Annotated in this window: 17 protein-coding genes; 14 read left to right on the top strand and 3 right to left on the bottom strand. The window is 65.0% G+C overall.

The annotated features are described in order from the left end of the window. Window positions 1-198: 198 nt before the first annotated feature. The 6 genes from GR158_RS11780 (at window position 199) to GR158_RS11755 (ending at window position 5,001) form a co-directional block, all read left to right on the top strand. Window positions 199-963, top strand: coding sequence for an SDR family oxidoreductase (locus GR158_RS11780; protein ID WP_202402261.1), 765 nt, complete (start codon window positions 199-201; stop codon window positions 961-963). After that, window positions 960-3,011: an excinuclease ABC subunit UvrC gene (gene uvrC / locus GR158_RS11775; RefSeq protein WP_160871239.1), complete on the top strand. Its 2,052-nt coding sequence runs from the start codon at window positions 960-962 to the stop codon at window positions 3,009-3,011. Before GR158_RS11780 ends, uvrC begins: the two co-directional genes overlap by 4 nt. A gap of 58 nt (window positions 3,012-3,069) precedes the next feature. Next, complete coding sequence (locus GR158_RS11770; protein WP_160871238.1) at window positions 3,070-3,543, top strand: hypothetical protein; 474 nt, start codon at window positions 3,070-3,072, stop codon at window positions 3,541-3,543. A 140-nt stretch (window positions 3,544-3,683) separates the two neighbouring features. Next, complete coding sequence (gene pgsA / locus GR158_RS11765; RefSeq protein ID WP_134649861.1) at window positions 3,684-4,268, top strand: CDP-diacylglycerol--glycerol-3-phosphate 3-phosphatidyltransferase; 585 nt, start codon at window positions 3,684-3,686, stop codon at window positions 4,266-4,268. Between the two features lies 1 nt (window position 4,269). After that, window positions 4,270-4,524, top strand: a complete 255-nt coding sequence (gene moaD, locus GR158_RS11760; protein ID WP_134649860.1) for a molybdopterin converting factor subunit 1 — start codon at window positions 4,270-4,272, stop codon at window positions 4,522-4,524. A 3-nt stretch (window positions 4,525-4,527) separates the two neighbouring features. Continuing rightward, complete coding sequence (locus GR158_RS11755) at window positions 4,528-5,001, top strand: molybdenum cofactor biosynthesis protein MoaE (RefSeq protein WP_160871237.1); 474 nt, start codon at window positions 4,528-4,530, stop codon at window positions 4,999-5,001. A gap of 21 nt (window positions 5,002-5,022) precedes the next feature. Here GR158_RS11755 and GR158_RS11750 read toward each other — a convergent pair whose 3' ends face one another. Next, entirely contained in the window at window positions 5,023-5,919 is an 897-nt protein-coding gene (locus tag GR158_RS11750; protein WP_160871236.1) for a branched-chain amino acid ABC transporter permease, read from the bottom strand. A 63-nt stretch (window positions 5,920-5,982) separates the two neighbouring features. On the opposite strand from GR158_RS11750, the gene GR158_RS11745 reads away from it, so the two are divergent. The 3 genes from GR158_RS11745 (at window position 5,983) to GR158_RS11735 (ending at window position 8,139) form a co-directional block, all read left to right on the top strand. After that, window positions 5,983-6,537 (top strand): CGNR zinc finger domain-containing protein, encoded by a 555-nt coding sequence (locus tag GR158_RS11745; protein ID WP_160871235.1) that lies wholly within the window; start codon window positions 5,983-5,985, stop codon window positions 6,535-6,537. Beyond that, entirely contained in the window at window positions 6,534-7,037 is a 504-nt protein-coding gene (locus GR158_RS11740; protein WP_160871234.1) for a hypothetical protein, read from the top strand. The genes GR158_RS11745 and GR158_RS11740 overlap by 4 nt, the downstream gene beginning before the upstream one ends. A gap of 187 nt (window positions 7,038-7,224) precedes the next feature. Next, window positions 7,225-8,139, top strand: a complete 915-nt coding sequence (locus tag GR158_RS11735) for a glycosyltransferase family 8 protein (RefSeq protein ID WP_246665638.1) — start codon at window positions 7,225-7,227, stop codon at window positions 8,137-8,139. A 119-nt stretch (window positions 8,140-8,258) separates the two neighbouring features. Here the strand turns inward: GR158_RS11735 and ndk are convergent, their stop codons facing one another. Together ndk and GR158_RS11725 are read right to left on the bottom strand one after the other, a co-directional pair. Further along, window positions 8,259-8,681 (bottom strand): nucleoside-diphosphate kinase, encoded by a 423-nt coding sequence (ndk, locus tag GR158_RS11730; protein WP_062274915.1) that lies wholly within the window; start codon window positions 8,679-8,681, stop codon window positions 8,259-8,261. 104 nt (window positions 8,682-8,785) lie between these two features. Beyond that, complete coding sequence (locus tag GR158_RS11725; protein WP_160871233.1) at window positions 8,786-9,475, bottom strand: glutathione S-transferase family protein; 690 nt, start codon at window positions 9,473-9,475, stop codon at window positions 8,786-8,788. A gap of 124 nt (window positions 9,476-9,599) precedes the next feature. Between GR158_RS11725 and GR158_RS11720 the strand changes: the two genes are divergently transcribed. The 5 genes from GR158_RS11720 (at window position 9,600) to GR158_RS11700 (ending at window position 15,097) form a co-directional block, all read left to right on the top strand. After that, on the top strand, window positions 9,600-10,115 hold the full coding sequence (locus GR158_RS11720) for a DinB family protein (RefSeq protein ID WP_160871232.1): 516 nt from the start codon (window positions 9,600-9,602) through the stop codon (window positions 10,113-10,115). A 191-nt stretch (window positions 10,116-10,306) separates the two neighbouring features. Further along, a complete protein-coding gene (locus GR158_RS11715; protein ID WP_134649853.1) occupies window positions 10,307-10,591 on the top strand; it encodes a hypothetical protein in 285 nt (94 codons plus the stop codon). A gap of 178 nt (window positions 10,592-10,769) precedes the next feature. Next, window positions 10,770-11,852, top strand: a complete 1,083-nt coding sequence (locus GR158_RS11710; protein ID WP_160871231.1) for a diguanylate cyclase domain-containing protein — start codon at window positions 10,770-10,772, stop codon at window positions 11,850-11,852. Window positions 11,853-11,912: 60 nt separating this feature from the next. Continuing rightward, window positions 11,913-13,799: an ABC-F family ATP-binding cassette domain-containing protein gene (locus GR158_RS11705; protein WP_160871230.1), complete on the top strand. Its 1,887-nt coding sequence runs from the start codon at window positions 11,913-11,915 to the stop codon at window positions 13,797-13,799. 191 nt (window positions 13,800-13,990) lie between these two features. After that, window positions 13,991-15,097 (top strand): TRAP transporter substrate-binding protein, encoded by a 1,107-nt coding sequence (locus GR158_RS11700; protein ID WP_160871229.1) that lies wholly within the window; start codon window positions 13,991-13,993, stop codon window positions 15,095-15,097. Window positions 15,098-15,211: the final 114 nt, after the last annotated feature.

Raw genomic sequence — 15,211 nt, 5'->3', positions numbered from 1 at the left:
GTGACTTTTCCGCACCAGGTAATTCATTAACCATAATTTCAGTTGTGAAGAAAACGATGAAAATATACTTCAAATTACTTCGAAGTCTCTTTTGCGGTTAATTTTTCCGCAACCAATTGTCCGGGGGAGTTTAAGCCTGCGCCCGGATGTCTATATCTTTGGCCGGTTAATCAAATGAATCGGCAGGACGGACATTTCTTGAAAAAACCCCTGAAGACGGCCCTGGTGACGGGCGGGGCCAAGCGCATCGGCAAAGCCATCGTCGACGATCTCGCCGCCAACGGCTTCGCGGTCGCCATTCACGCCAACACATCGCTCGATGAGGCCGAGGCGCTCGCGGCCACAATCAGGGCACGCGGCCAGACCGCGTACGCGGTGCAGTGCGACCTTGCGGACGGTGCGGCGACGGCCGGCCTGATCGCAGCGGCCCGCGCGGCCGTCGGCCCGCTCGACCTCCTCGTCAACAACGCCTCCCTCTTCAAGCCCGACACGGTGGCGGATTTCGACGACGCCCTGTGGGACCGGCATTTCGCCGTGCATGTGAAGGCGCCCTCCATCCTGGCGCGCGATTTCGTGCGGCAATTGCCGGAGGGCGTGGCCGGCTCCATCGTCAACATCATTGACCAGCGCGTCTGGAACCCGACGCCGCGCTACTATTCCTACACGCTCTCCAAATCGGCGCTGTGGATGGCGACGCGCACCATGGCGCAGAGCTTTGCGCCCGGCGTGCGGGTCAACGCCATCGGCCCCGGCCCGTCCCTGCCCAACGAGCGCCAGGACGACGAAGCGTTCCGGGCCCAGATCGACGGGCTGATCCTGCGCCGCGGGCCCGATCTCACGGAATTCGGCCGCACAGTTCGCTTTTTGTTCGACACGCCGTCCATTACCGGGCAAATGATAGCGCTCGACGGCGGGCAGCATCTCGCCTGGGAAACCCCCGACGTCGCGGAGAATGCGGAATGAACGGCCGGAAGGTGGAGGATGGCGGCATCCTCTATGACGAAAACGAGACGGACGAGGACGACGAGCTGCTGGAAGGCGCCGCACCGGCCGCCGATTCTCCTGCCGTCGCGACCGGCGGCATGGACTGGAACGAAGGCGGCGACGTGCCGGAAGGCCTGACCGGCGCCGACCTGATCCAGCATTTCGTCAAGCGCCTGCCCAACAGCCCCGGCGTCTACCGCATGTTCAACGCGGCAGGCGACGTGCTCTATGTCGGCAAGGCGCGCAGCCTGAAGAAGCGCGTGAGCAACTATGCGCAGGGCCGCGTGCATTCGAATCGTCTCGCGCAGATGGTGCGCCAGACGGCCAACATGGAATTCGTGACGACGCGCACGGAGACCGAGGCGCTGCTGCTCGAGGCCAATCTCATCAAGCGCCTGCGCCCGCGCTTCAACGTGCTTCTGCGCGACGACAAGTCGTTTCCCTATATCCTCCTGACCGGCGACAGCCGGGCGCCGGCGATCTTCAAGCATCGCGGCGCGCGCTCGCGCAAGGGCGACTATTTCGGTCCCTTCGCCTCGGCGGGTGCGGTGGGCCGCACGATCAATTCTCTGCAACGCGCCTTCCTGCTGCGCACCTGCACCGACAGCGTCTTCGAAACCCGCACGCGGCCCTGCCTGCTTTATCAGATCAAGCGCTGTTCGGGCCCCTGCACGCACGAAATCCGTGACGCCGACTATGCCGAACTGGTGCAGGAGGCGAAGGACTTCCTTTCGGGCAAGAGCCAGAAGGTGAAGGCGCATATGGCGGACGCCATGAACGCGGCCGCCGAAGATCTCGATTTCGAGCGCGCCGCCGTGTTCCGCGACCGGCTGGCGGCGCTTTCCCACGTCCAGAGCCACCAGGGCATCAACCCGGCCGGGGTGGAGGAAGCCGATATCTTCGCCATCCATCACGAGGGCGGGATTTCCTGCATCCAGGTGTTCTTCTTCCGCACGGGACAGAACTGGGGCAACCGCGCCTATTTCCCCAAGGCCGACCCGCAGCTTTCCGGCGCGGAAGTGCTCAACGCCTTCCTTGCGCAGTTCTACGACGACAAGCCCTGTCCGCGGCAGATCCTGCTGTCGGAGCCGGTGGAGGAAATGGAGCTCCTGTCGCAAGCGCTTTCCGAGCGATCGAGCTACAAGGTGACGATCTCGGTGCCGCAGCGCGGCGAGAAGAAGGACCTCGTGGACCATGTGATGGCCAATGCCCGCGAGGCGCATGGCCGCAAGCTGGCGGAGACCGCCTCGCAGAGCCGGCTGCTCGAAGGCTTTGCCGCGACCTTCAAGCTGCCTTATGTGCCGCGCCGCATCGAGATCTACGACAACTCGCACATCATGGGCACCAATGCCGTGGGCGGCATGGTGGTGGCCGGGCCGGAAGGCTTCGTGAAGGGGCAGTACCGCAAGTTCAACATCAAATCGACGGAGATCACGCCCGGCGACGACTTCGGCATGATGAAGGAAGTGATGACCCGCCGCTTCTCGCGCCTGATCAAGGAAGAGGGCCTGCCGGACCGCACCGCCGCCGACACGGGCGCGGATGCCGCCGACCTGCCCTTTCCCGCCTGGCCCGACGTCATCCTCATCGACGGCGGCCAGGGCCAGATGACGGCAGTGCGGGCGATCCTGGAAGAACTGGGCATCACCGACCAGGTGATCGCCATCGGCGTCGCCAAGGGCGCGGACCGCGAGGCCGGGCGCGAGCGCTTTTTCATGCGCGGCATTCCCGATTTCTCCCTGCCGCCGCGCGACCCGGTGCTTTACTTCGTGCAGCGCATGCGCGACGAGGCGCACCGCTTCGCCATCGGCTCGCACCGGGCGCGCCGCAAGAAGGAAATGGTCAAGAACCCGCTCGACGAGATCGGTGGCATCGGCCCGACGCGCAAGCGCGCGCTCTTGCAGCATTTCGGCACGGCGAAAGCCGTTTCCCGCGCGGCCATGTCCGACCTGATGGCCGTCGCCGGCATTTCGGAAAGCGTGGCGCGCATCGTCTACAACCATTTCCACGACGATTCGGCGGGATAGGCGGCGTCCCCCCGGCCGGCCACTCGACATCGATGTTTCCAACCGACAGCGAGATCCAATGACCGTCTTTCCCGCAAGAGCGCTCCTGGCCGCCGGCACGACCCTGCTGGCCACCGCCGCCGGCGCGCAGACGACGACGGGCATGGCCCAGATGCTGAGCATGACGGGCCATTGCGACCGGCTGCGTCTGGGCGAACGGGACCTGACCGCCACCTGCTCGGCCAAGCTGGTGAAAATCATCAATCCGAACGGGCGCATCAGCGTCTATTTCCTGCTGGCGGACAGTCGGGCCGTCAGCTTCTCCGGCATGGACGACAAGGACGCGGCGCCCGATACCGACGTAATGCATCTCGACAAGGTGTTCACGACGCGTCTGGACACGCTCGACGCACCGGATGCCTTTCCGGCGAGCGGCACGTGCCGCTTCGGCAATACAATGAAGGGGCCGATGACCATCGCCTGCGAGGGCACCTTCACGGAAGGCGGCACCTTCTCGGCGTTGTTCACCACCGACGGTTCGCCGCCGACATGACATGGTTTTGCGCGCCGGCAGGGCTTTCGCGCCGCGTCATTGTGCCCTGCTCCGTAAATTCGCCAAGAATTGCCGGAAACAAAGGTTGACGGCACTCTCACAAAGACCTCATCTAGCAGAAATCGAGAGACTGAGAATCCATGGCTTCCCGCGCATACAGCATACCCAACCTGCTCACCTACGCCCGCATCGTCGCGGTGCCGCTGATCGTTCTGTGCTTCTTCATCGAAGGGCGGCTCGAATCGTCGGATTTCGCGCGGTGGACGGCGCTCGTCCTTTTCGCCGTGGCGTCGATCACGGACTATCTGGACGGCTATCTCGCGCGCATCTGGAACCAGACCTCCAATATCGGCCGCATGCTCGACCCGATCGCCGACAAGCTGCTGGTCGCCTCGGTGCTGCTGCTGATGGCCGCCGACGGCACCATTGCCGGCTGGACGATCTGGGCGGCGATCATCATCCTGTGCCGCGAGATCCTCGTTTCGGGCCTGCGCGAATATCTCGCCGACCTCAAGGTCAGCGTGCCGGTGACGCGCATCGCCAAGTGGAAGACGGCCATCCAGATGTTCGCCATCGCCTTCCTCCTGGCCGGCCCCGCCGGCGAGCAGGTGCTGCCCTTCACGACGGAGATCGGCATCACGCTGCTGTGGATCGCCGCAGCGATCACCATGTATACGGGCTACGACTATTTCCGCGTCGGCCTGAAGCACATCGTGGACGAGTGAGATGACGCGGCTCGTCTATTTCGCCTGGGTGCGCGAGCGGATCGGCAAGGGCGAGGAAGACATCGACCTGCCCGCCGACGTGACGACGGGGGCAGCGCTCCTCGGCTATCTGAAGACGCTCGGCGACGGCTATGCCCATGCGCTGGAGCATGAAAGCGTCATCCGCATCGCCATCAACCAGGAGCATGTCGAGCACGACGAGCCGATCGCCGGCGCGCGCGAGATCGCGCTGTTTCCGCCGATGACGGGGGGCTGACCAGTGGCCGGCGCGGCCCCTGCCCCTGTCGTCGTTCGCGTGCAGCGCGACGACTTCGATGCGGCGGCCGAAACGGCGCGGCTCGTGGCCGGACGCGCCTCGGCCGGCGCTATCGTGAGCTTCACCGGGCTTTGCCGCGACGAAGGCGGCCGTCTCTCGGCGCTCGAACTGGAACACTATCCCGGCATGGCGGAGGCGCAGATCGAGCGCATCTGCCGCACGGCCGTCACGCGCTTCTCGCTTTTGGGCATCGCCGCCATCCACCGGGTCGGGCGGATCGCGCCGGGGGAAAACATCGTGCTGGTGATTGCCGCCGCACCGCACCGCCACGCCGCCTTCGACGGCGCATCCTTCGTGATGGACTATCTCAAGACCGCCGCGCCCTTCTGGAAGAAGGAGCACTTCGCCGACGGGTCCGAAGGCGGCTGGGTGGCGGCGAAGGACAGCGACGACACGGCGCTGGAGAAGTGGTCGTAACGGCGGCCGTGCGGTCCGCATCTATATAACGGGCCGCTCGCGCCGGAAGATGATCAGGAGCAGCACCAGCGCGGCGATGACGACCACGTCGCGCCAGAGGAAGGAGCCGTAGGCGCTCCACAGGGTTTCCGTAAGGCCGATGGCGGCCCCGCCGAGGGCCGACCGCAAGGGGTTTCCCGCCCCGCCGAGCGCGGCGATGAACAGCACCTTCACGCCGAAGACCAGCCCCGCGCCGAAATCCATGTTGCCGTAATAGGAGACGGCCAGCATGCCCGTGAGGCTGGCGAACAGCGCGGCCAGCGCATATGCCGACAGGTAGACGCTGGCCGAATCGATGCCGCAGAGTTCCGCCGCCCGCCTGTCCTGCGAGACCGCGCGCCAGCGGCGGCCCCAGCGGGAGCGGGCAAGGAAGACCGCGCCGAGCGCGATCATGGCCAGCATGGCAAGCGTGTTGGCCAGTTGCAGCACGGTGAGCGCCACCGGGAAAGCCGCATCGTTCCAGAAGACGACGGGCGTGGCGAGGAGCGGCGGCAGCCACAGGCTGCGCGCATCCGACGCCAGCCGCGCCGTTTCCATGAGGACCAGCACCACGCCGAGCGCGGCGACCACGACCGTATTGTCGGAGGAAAAGGCGAGCGGGCGCATCACATGGCGCCCCACCAGAACGGCGGCGCCGAGGCTGTAGACCAGCGCGCCGAGCGCGCCGAAGCCGAGCGCGGCGGGCAGGACGAGCCAGAGCTGGTTCCAGCCGTAGCCGGCAAACAGCACGAAAAGCTGGGCGGCGAAGGCGAAGAGCGCGCCATAGGCGATGTCGGCGCGCCGGGTCACGGCGAAGGCGATGGAATAGCCGAAGGCGAGCACCGCATAGAGCGCGGCCACAGGCACGGCATTGGCGATCTGCTGAAGAAAATAGGCCATGGCGCTTTCCCGATCCGCCAAAATTATAACTGGCAAAATTGCTTTTACCAGTTAGAATATCGCATGACCTTTTCCTGGACCCCGCATCGTTTTTCCGGTGGCGCGCTGGCGCTCGATGTCGCCAACTCCGTGGTGCTGCGCGACGACCCGGCGCGGCGGATCGACCGGTTCGCCGATCCCGCCGCCATGGACGCCTTCTGTGCGGGGGCGAGTGCCTACGGGGCCGAGCGCGACCTGTTCGGCGCGCTCGCGCCGGTGCACGACGATGCACGCAGCGGGCTCGTCGCGCTGCGCGAGGCGATCGACGCGCATTTCCGCGCCGAAATCGAGGGCACGGCAAGGCCGGACCTGCTCGCGGACCTGCTGGAGGCGATCGCCGCGACGCTGCGCCGGTCCGGCACGCGCGCGCAGGCGCTGGATACCGCCACGGCGCGCTCGGCGCTGATGCTGCTGGCGCAGCCGCAACCGGACAGGCTGAAGATCTGCCCCAACTGCCGCTGGCTGTTCATCGACCGCAGCCGCAACCGCTCGCGCGCCTGGTGCGACATGGCGGTGTGCGGCAACCGGGTGAAGGCGAACCGCCACTATCGCCGCCGGCGCGGAGACCCCGGACCATGAAACGCCCTCTGCTTGCGCTGCTTCCCCTCGCCCTGCTTCTCTCCGCCTGCCAGCGCGAGACCGGCCCCGACCCGCTGAAGCTGACGGGCAAGATGTTCGTCTTCAACTACCGGCTGGCCTATGCGACCTATCTCGTGACGCTGGAAAAGACGCAGCCCCTGCCCGACGGATCGGTCGTGCGGGCGTCGTTCGAGAACCCGGCCGGCGGCGCGCCGCTCACGCTGGAGCGCAAACTCTTCGCCAGCCTGCCGCGCGTGGTGCTGGAAAGCCCCGACGTGACCTGCGTGAAGAAGAACCACCCCTACAAGGTGTCGATCCGCGTGCTGGGACCGGGCGGAGAGCAACTGCAATCGCTGGAAACCGAGGTGACCTCCAGCCTCGACCAGGACATCCTGCCCGCCAAACCCCTCGTCATCGGCCCCGCCTACGAGAAGAACCCCGCGGTCTTCAAGGACGGCAAGGCGCCCGCGCATTTCGAGACGGCGACGTGCGCGGGATAGGCGAAAGAGAATGCGGATGCGGTCATGCCGCAATCCCGACAAGAACAACGCAATGCGCACATCAATCGGCGGGTTTCCGACGCGGTCCCTTCCGAACCGGGGCGGCATCGTATATTGACGCTCCCGGCGGCGTGCCCGCGCGGCCGGCCAAAAGTTTCATGCCCTTACCGGTCGGAGTGCCGTCTTCATGTCACCAACCCCCGCTCTGAACTATGGTGCGATTGCCTGCGCCGACGCCAATATGCTGCCGGCCGCCTGCTGCGCTTTGCTGTCGATCCACACCAACCTGAAGGCCATCAACGCAAAACTTCTGCTGCTGGCGCTCGGCGCGGAGGAAAAACAGCTCAAAGAGATCGCCGCCTTCGCAGAACGGCATTCGATCACCATCGACGTGCTGCCCGACCCGACGCCGAGGGTGGATGGACCCGCCTTCGGGCGGTGGTCGCGCGCAACGCTGGCGCGGCTTTACATGGATCTCATCGTCCCCGACACTATCGACCGACTTCTCTACATCGACGCGGATGCGGTCGCCGTGGCATCACTGGATGAGCTTTTCCAGGCGGACCTCGGCGTCAAGGCGCTCGGTGCGGTCGACGACTACGTCATGGCTTTTCCGGAGAAGATCGAGCGCCGGCAGCAAAGGATCGGACTGAAGAGCGGCGGGCGATATTTCAATGCCGGGGTTTTGCTGTTCGACTGGAAAAGAAGCCTCGAGGACGGCCTGATCCGAAAGGCGCGCGAGACGTTCGAACGGGAACCGGAGCGGTTTCCGTCGCACGATCAGGATGTGCTGAACATCGCCTATGATGGGAACTGGCATCGGCTCGACGCGCGCTACAACGCGCAGACCGGTATCCTGCCCTTCATCAAACAGCCGGCCATCGTGCATTTCACAGGACGCAAGAAGCCGTGGCAGGCCGTGATGCCATGGACGCACCGGCGTATGAAGGCGCTCTACCGCCAGGCGCTCGAAGGCACCGCATGGGCGCCGTTCTGCAAGGCCTCTTCTCTTACCGATAACATGGCGAGCTTTGCCGGCCACTATTCCACGCTGCTGACGACGCTATCGAAGACTGCCAGGGTTCGCGCCCATTTTCGGTGATGATGCGCGCGACAGATAAGGCCAGCCCAAACACCACCACCGCAAACGAAAACCGGGACCTTTCGGTCCCGGTTTCATAATTATTTCAATATCTTCCGGCCGGGGCCGGAGGAAGTGATTCAGCCGACGATTTCGGTGTCGGAGAACCAGTACTTGATTTCCTGGGCGGCGGTTTCCGGGGCGTCGGAGCCGTGGACCGAGTTCTCGCCGATGGAGAGAGCGTGGGTCTTGCGGATGGTGCCTTCGTCGGCGTTGGCCGGGTTGGTGGCGCCCATGATCTCGCGGTTCTTCAGGATGGCGTTCTCGCCTTCCAGGACCTGGACGACCGTCGGGCCCGAGGTCATGCCTTCGACGAGCTCGCCGAAGAAGGGACGCTCCTTGTGCACGGCGTAAAAGCCTTCGGCTTCGCGCTTGCTCATCCAGACGCGCTTGGACGCCACGACGCGCAGGCCTGCGTCTTCGAGCATCTTGGTGATGGCGCCGGTGAGGTTGCGCTTCGTCGCGTCCGGCTTGATCATCGAAAAGGTGCGTTCAATCGCCATTTTTAGGTTTCCCTTGGTTTTCCGGTGAAAGTGGCGGTTCAATAGCTGCCAATGCCCGGCAAAACAAGGGGGTGGCGATGTTTGGCGCCTTCAGGATGAAAGTTTCATGCCGCCGTCACGCGCCGCCCCGCGCCGTCGTGCAGATCAAGGCAGCGCTCGAACCACAGGGCAACCGGATCGTCCGCCTCCAGCACCTTCGTGCCCGCCGTGGTGCGCAGCCATTGCAGCGCACCGAAGACGATATAGTCGGCGAAAAGCGGGCCATCACCGCCGATGAACGGCTGCACGTTCAGCATATTGCGCAACGGCTGGAGCTTCTTCGCGAAGCCCTCGATCTCCTGTTTTCCGGCCGCGGCGATATCCTCCAGCGACGCGCCGAGGCGCCCTTCGCGGCTGCGGCGGAAATAATCGCGGTCGACGGGGCCGAGCAGGTCGTGAATATCCAGAATGGCGATGCGGGTGACGGCCATGTGCAGGGTCGACTGCGACCATGCCTCGATGAAGCGCGCCATGGCCTTGCCGCCCTCGCCGCCGAACAGCGTGGGGCGATCCGGGTAGGCCTCGTCGAGATAAAGGGCGATATCGAAACTGTCGCGCACGAGCCTGTCGCCATCGCGCAGCAGCGGCACCGTCGCGGTCGCGCCGTCCTCGATTGCGGGTATCTCGGTGAAGCCGACGGGGACCGTCCGGTAATCCAGCCCCTTGTGGGCAAGCGACATCACCGTCTTCCACACATGGGGCGAAAACTGGCGGGTCTTGTCGGTACCGGCAAGCGCGTAGAGCAATCGGGTCATGGGAAGCCTCCGTTCAGCGCATTGAAACGCACGGCGGGCGCGGCTTCAAATCAGATAATTTCATGCGTCGCATTCATCCACGAAATGCACGGCGCCTTATACTGGCCGATCCAAGGAGAACCAGATGCACGATCACTACCGGATGTTTTGCGCCTATAACGGCTGGGCGAATGCCAAACTCTATGACGCGGTCGCCAAGCTCGACGACGCCGATTTTCGCCGCGACCTCGGCGCGTTCTTCCGCTCGCTGCACGGCACGCTCAACCATCTGCTCGCCGCCGACCGCATCTGGCTGAAACGCTTCACGGGCGAAGGCGACGCGCCGACCAGCCTCGCCGCCATCCTATACGAGGATTTCGAAGGGCTTCATGCGGCACGGCGGAAGGAGGACGAGCGGCTTGGCGCCTTCATCGATTCGCTCAGCGAAGCGCAGATCGCCGCCGACGTGACCTACAGTCCGCTCAGCAATCCGGGCGAGATAACCCACCCGCTCGGCCTTGCGCTTACCCATGTCTTCAACCACCAGACCCACCATCGCGGACAGTGCCATGCCATGCTGACGGCGCTGGGCGGACCGAGCGTGCCGCTCGACCTCACCTATTTCGTCCGCAGCGAGGGAAAGGCTTTTCTGCACATCTGAGGTGCGGAGACGGGTCGACTCCTGCAATAGTAGTGATACAGTTGAGGAATATGGAAGCGCTCGACACCGATTTCGGGGGCTGCGGCATGCGTGTCACCCAGGTGACAGCCATGCGGCGATCGGTGGCAGCATAGTCGCTTCCGTTGGGGCCACGCTCATGGCGCGTGCCTCGCCCGATGAGAGGAAAGCTTATGGCAAGAACGAACGAAGAGTGGGCAGCCCTGCTCGGCAGTACGCTTTGCAAGATGGCGCGTGTGTATGGCACCGATGCCCCGAACGCCTACCTGCCGGAGGAGTGCTACCCGGTCATTGAGAAGACCTTCGAGGTGGCGCTGAAGGATGCGCGGGCGGAGGGCTATGCCGCCGCGTTGCGCGACCTGCAGCAGAACCGCATCGCGCGGGCCGCAAAGAAGCAGCGCCTGACGGTAATCGGCCAGGTGATGCGGGCCCTGCCCCTTGCGCGGCGCACCGCCTGACGGAACGGCCGGCGTCCATAGCGGGTGTCGCACAGCGATACACCCGATGGACCCGGCAATCGTCAGGAGACGGCCCATCGTTCGTGAGCGAACGTAAAATTAACCGCGCAATCCGATAGTTACGCCGACAATTCCTGCGCGTGGGCAAACCTGCCCGCGCCGAACCCGACGGCGTTTCATGAACAGCAAGGCGTCCACCGCTTCAAAGGACACACAACAGGCCGTTCCGCCGATCGCGGCGCGCATCGCGCAGCTGATGGCGAACCTCGGCATCGCAGCGCTTCCGCGCAATTACGAGCTGTTGTTCGAAGCACTGAACGGCAATGCCGGCGTGGCGCGGGAGATCGCGGCGCTGGGCAAGACGCCCGACCAGCTTTCGCTCGATGCCATCGCGCTACGGCATGCCCTGCCCAGCCACAATGCGCTGGCGGCCGGCAAGGCGGCCGACGACGCCGTGCGCGTGCTCTGCGAAATCGCCAAAACCGCCGAGGAGAGCCAGCGCCAGCGCGCCGTCGCCGTGCAGGAACTGGAGGAAATCGCCGCCCGGATGAAGCGTGACCCGGTGCTCGGCATTTCCGACTTCGCCAGCGATGCGACGCGGCTTCTTTCCCTCATGCAGGATATTCTCGGCACCGACCGGATGGCGTCCGCCCGCATCGGCGACCTGCAATCCCATCTCGACAGTCTGCGCTCAGGCCTCGTCACAAGCCGCGAGGCGCTGACCCACGACGCGGTGACGGGGCTTGCGAACAAGGCCGCATTGCTCGGCCATCTCAAGGGTATCTTCGAGGACAAGGCTGCGGCGGGCACATGCGCACTGCTGGTGTTCCGCGTCGAGCAGCTGCGCGAATTTGCCGAAAGCCACGCCGCCGGGGCGGACGAGAAGACGGTGAAGCGGCTGGCCACCCTCTTCCGCCAGTCGGTGAAGAAGAACGACCTCGTCGCGCGCACCGGGCCGGACCTCTTCTGCTTGCTGCTCAGCGACGTGACACGCGAGATCGCCACCGGTATCGCCCGGCGGATGGCCGACAAGGTGGCGGACATGCCGTTTCCCTTCCTCGACCGCGAACTGCCGGCGGGCTTCCTGACGCTGACGGCCGGTCTCTCGATGACCGATTCGGCAAAGACGCCCGTAATGCTCTGCGAACAGGCCGACCAGGCGCTGGCCTATGCGTCGGAGACGGGGATGGCGCTGCGCATCTACTCCGCGGAGGTGGCCGAGCGGGCCGGCCGCACCTATCGCGGCGGCGCGGCCGCCTGAGACGGTGCCGCGCGCGCAAAAGCGCTTCGCACTTTCGCGGGATTTGGTTATAGACCCGCCATGATCACGATTTCCGGCCTCACCGCCCGCATCGCCGGGCGTCTCCTCATCGACAACGCGTCGCTTTCGCTGCCTTCGGGCACGAAGGCGGGTCTCGTCGGGCGCAACGGCACCGGCAAGTCCACGCTGTTTCGCATCATCACCGGCGCGCTCTCGCCGGAGGCCGGGACGATCACGCTGCCGAAGAATGCACGCATCGGCCAGGTGGCGCAGGAAGCCCCCGGCACGGACGACGCGCTGATCGAGATCGTGCTGGCCGCCGACAAGGAACGCGCCGCGCTTCTCAAGGAGGCGGAGACGGCCAGCGATCCGCACCGCATCGCCGAAATCCAGACGCGGCTCACCGATATCGGCGCGCATTCGGCCGAGGCGCGTGCGGCGAGCATTCTTGCCGGTCTCGGCTTCGACCACGAGGCGCAGCAGCGGCCGGCGAAAAGCTTCTCCGGCGGCTGGCGCATGCGCGTGGCGCTGGCGGCCGTGCTGTTTTCCGAGCCGGACCTGCTTTTGCTCGACGAGCCGACAAACTATCTCGACCTCGAAGGCACGCTGTGGCTGGAAGACTATGTGCGGCGCTATCCGCACAGCGTGATCATCATCAGCCACGACCGCGACCTGCTCAACACGGCCGTCAACGCCATCGTGCATCTCGACCAGCAGAAGCTGACCTTCTATCGCGGCTCCTACGACCAGTTCGAGCGCCAGAAGGCCGAGAACGACGAATTGCAGATGAAGGCGAAGGCCAAGAACGACGCCGCGCGCAAGCACCTGCAAAGCTTCATCGATCGCTTCCGCGCGAAGGCGACGAAGGCGCGGCAGGCGCAAAGCCGCATCAAGGCGCTGGAGCGCATGGGCACGGTGGCCGCCGTCATCGAGACCCAGGTGCAGCCGATCACCTTTCCCGAGCCGGAAAAGCAGCCGGCCTCGCCGATCATCGCCATCGAGGGCGGCGCGGTGGGCTATGCGCCGGGCAAGCCGATCCTCAGGCAGATCAACCTGCGCATCGACAATGACGACCGCATCGCGCTGCTCGGCTCGAACGGCAACGGCAAGTCGACCTTCGCCAAGTTCATCTCGGGCCGGCTGGAGGCGGAATCGGGCGTGGTCAAGCGGGCGCCGGGGCTGAAGATCGGCTTCTTCGCGCAGCACCAGCTGGACGACCTCATTCCCGACCAGTCGCCCGTCGAGCATGTGCGCCGGCTGATGCCGGAGGCGCCGGAAGCCAAGGTGCGCGCCCGCGTGGCCCAGATGGGGCTTGCGACGGAAAAGATGTCCACGCCCGCCAAGGACCTTTCGGGGGGCGAAAAGGCGCGCCTCCTCATGGGCCTTGCCGCCTTCGACGCGCCGAACCTGCTCATTCTCGACGAGCCGACCAACCACCTCGACATCGACAGCCGCCGCGCGCTGATCGAGGCGCTGAACGATTACGAGGGCGCCGTCATCCTCATCTCGCACGACCGGCACCTGATCGAGGCGACCGTCGACCGGCTGTGGCTGGTCAACAACGGCACCGTGAAGGCTTTCGAAGGCGATATGGAGGATTATCGCGGCCTCATCGTGCAATCCGGAAAGCGGGACGACAAGGACAAGCCGGCGGCGAGCGGCGATACCGCCAACAAGGCCGACCAGCGCAAGGCCAATGCCGACCGGCGCGCGCAATTTGCGCCGCTCAAGAAAAAGATCAACGAAATCGAATCCCTGACGGCGAAACTGAACAAGCAGATTCAACTGCTTGATGCGGAACTTGCGGACCCCGCGCTCTACGAGAAGAGCCCGGCCAAGGCCGCCGAGAAGGCCAAGCTGCGCGCCATGGCCGCCGACAAGCTCAACGAGGCCGAGGAGCAATGGCTGGAGCTTTCGGCGGAATACGAAGAGGCGATGGCCGGGTAACAAACCCGGCCGGCCCGGCACAACGCCTGCAAAACCAGCGTGTCGCGCGCGCCGTCCTCTAAGACGAAAGTCGTAGCGAGCGGGATTTATCCTGCCCCATCTTCGCTTGAAACCCGCATCCCGGCATGATTAGCTTTCCCCGGTCACACAGGGTGGGGTTGAGGAGCCCTGCCCGCCACTGGGAGGAAACCATGGATCGCCGTTCGTTCATCAAGAAAGCCGGTGTCGCAGGTGTGGGCGGCGCAGCCTCCGCCGTGCTCGCTGCGCCGGCCCTCGCGCAAAGCAACCCGAAGGTCAACTGGCGCCTCGCCTCGTCGTTCCCGAAATCGCTCGATACGATCTATGGCGGTGCGGAGGTGCTGTCGAAATACCTTTCCGAAGCCACCGACGGCAATTTCCAGATCCAGGTCTTCGCGGCCGGCGAAATCGTGCCGGGCCTCCAGGCCGCCGACGCCGCATCCGCCGGCACCGTGGAAGCCGCCCACACCGTGTCCTACTACTACTGGGGCAAGGACCCGGTCTGGGCGCTGGGCGCGGCCGTGCCCTTCGCGCTCAATGCGCGCGGCATGAATGCCTGGCAGTACCACGGCGGCGGCATCGACCTGTTCAACGAGTTCCTGGCGACCCAGGGCCTGATCGGCTTTCCGGGCGGCAATACCGGCGTGCAGATGGGCGGCTGGTTCCGCAAGGAAATCAAGACCGTCGCCGACCTCCAGGGCCTGAAGATGCGCATCGGCGGCTTCGCGGGCAAGGTCGTGGAAAAGCTCGGCGTCGTGCCGCAGCAGATCGCCGGCGGCGACATCTATCCTGCTCTGGAAAAGGGCACGATCGACGCCGCCGAATGGACCACGCCCTATGACGACGAGAAGCTCGGCTTCGTGAAGGTCGCGCCCTACTACTACTATCCCGGCTTCTGGGAAGGCGGCCCGACGGTGCACGCCCTGTTCAACAAGGCGGCCTACGAAGGTCTTCCGAAGAATTACCAGTCGCTGCTGCGCACCGCCTGCCAGGCGACCGACGCCGACATGCTGCAGAAATACGACTGGCTGAACCCGCCGGCGATCAAGCGCCTCGTCGCGGCCGGCGCCAAGCTCAGCCCGTTCAGCCAGGAGATCCTGTCGGCCTGCTTCGACGCGGCCAACGAGGTCTATGCGGAGATGGAAGCGGCAAACCCGATGTTCAAGAAAATATGGGATTCCATCAAGGCCTTCCGCGGCGAGTATTACCTCAACCTGCAGATCGCAGAGTACAACTACGACACCTTCATGATGCTCCAGCAGCGCGCCAACAAGCTGTAAGGGAAGGTATCGGACGGGATATGAGAAACCCCGGAGCGGCGACGCTCCGGGGTTTTCGTTTGTTTGAGTGTCGCCGGATGGGCAGCGCTTTGCGGTGCCCATCCGGCTGCCGCC

It is taken from the genome of Shinella sp. AETb1-6 (genome assembly GCF_009826875.1).
Taxonomy (GTDB): Bacteria; Pseudomonadota; Alphaproteobacteria; order Rhizobiales; family Rhizobiaceae; genus Shinella; species Shinella sumterensis.
Note: the sequence above shows the minus strand (reverse complement) of the source record. Positions and strands in the feature narration are given on the sequence as shown.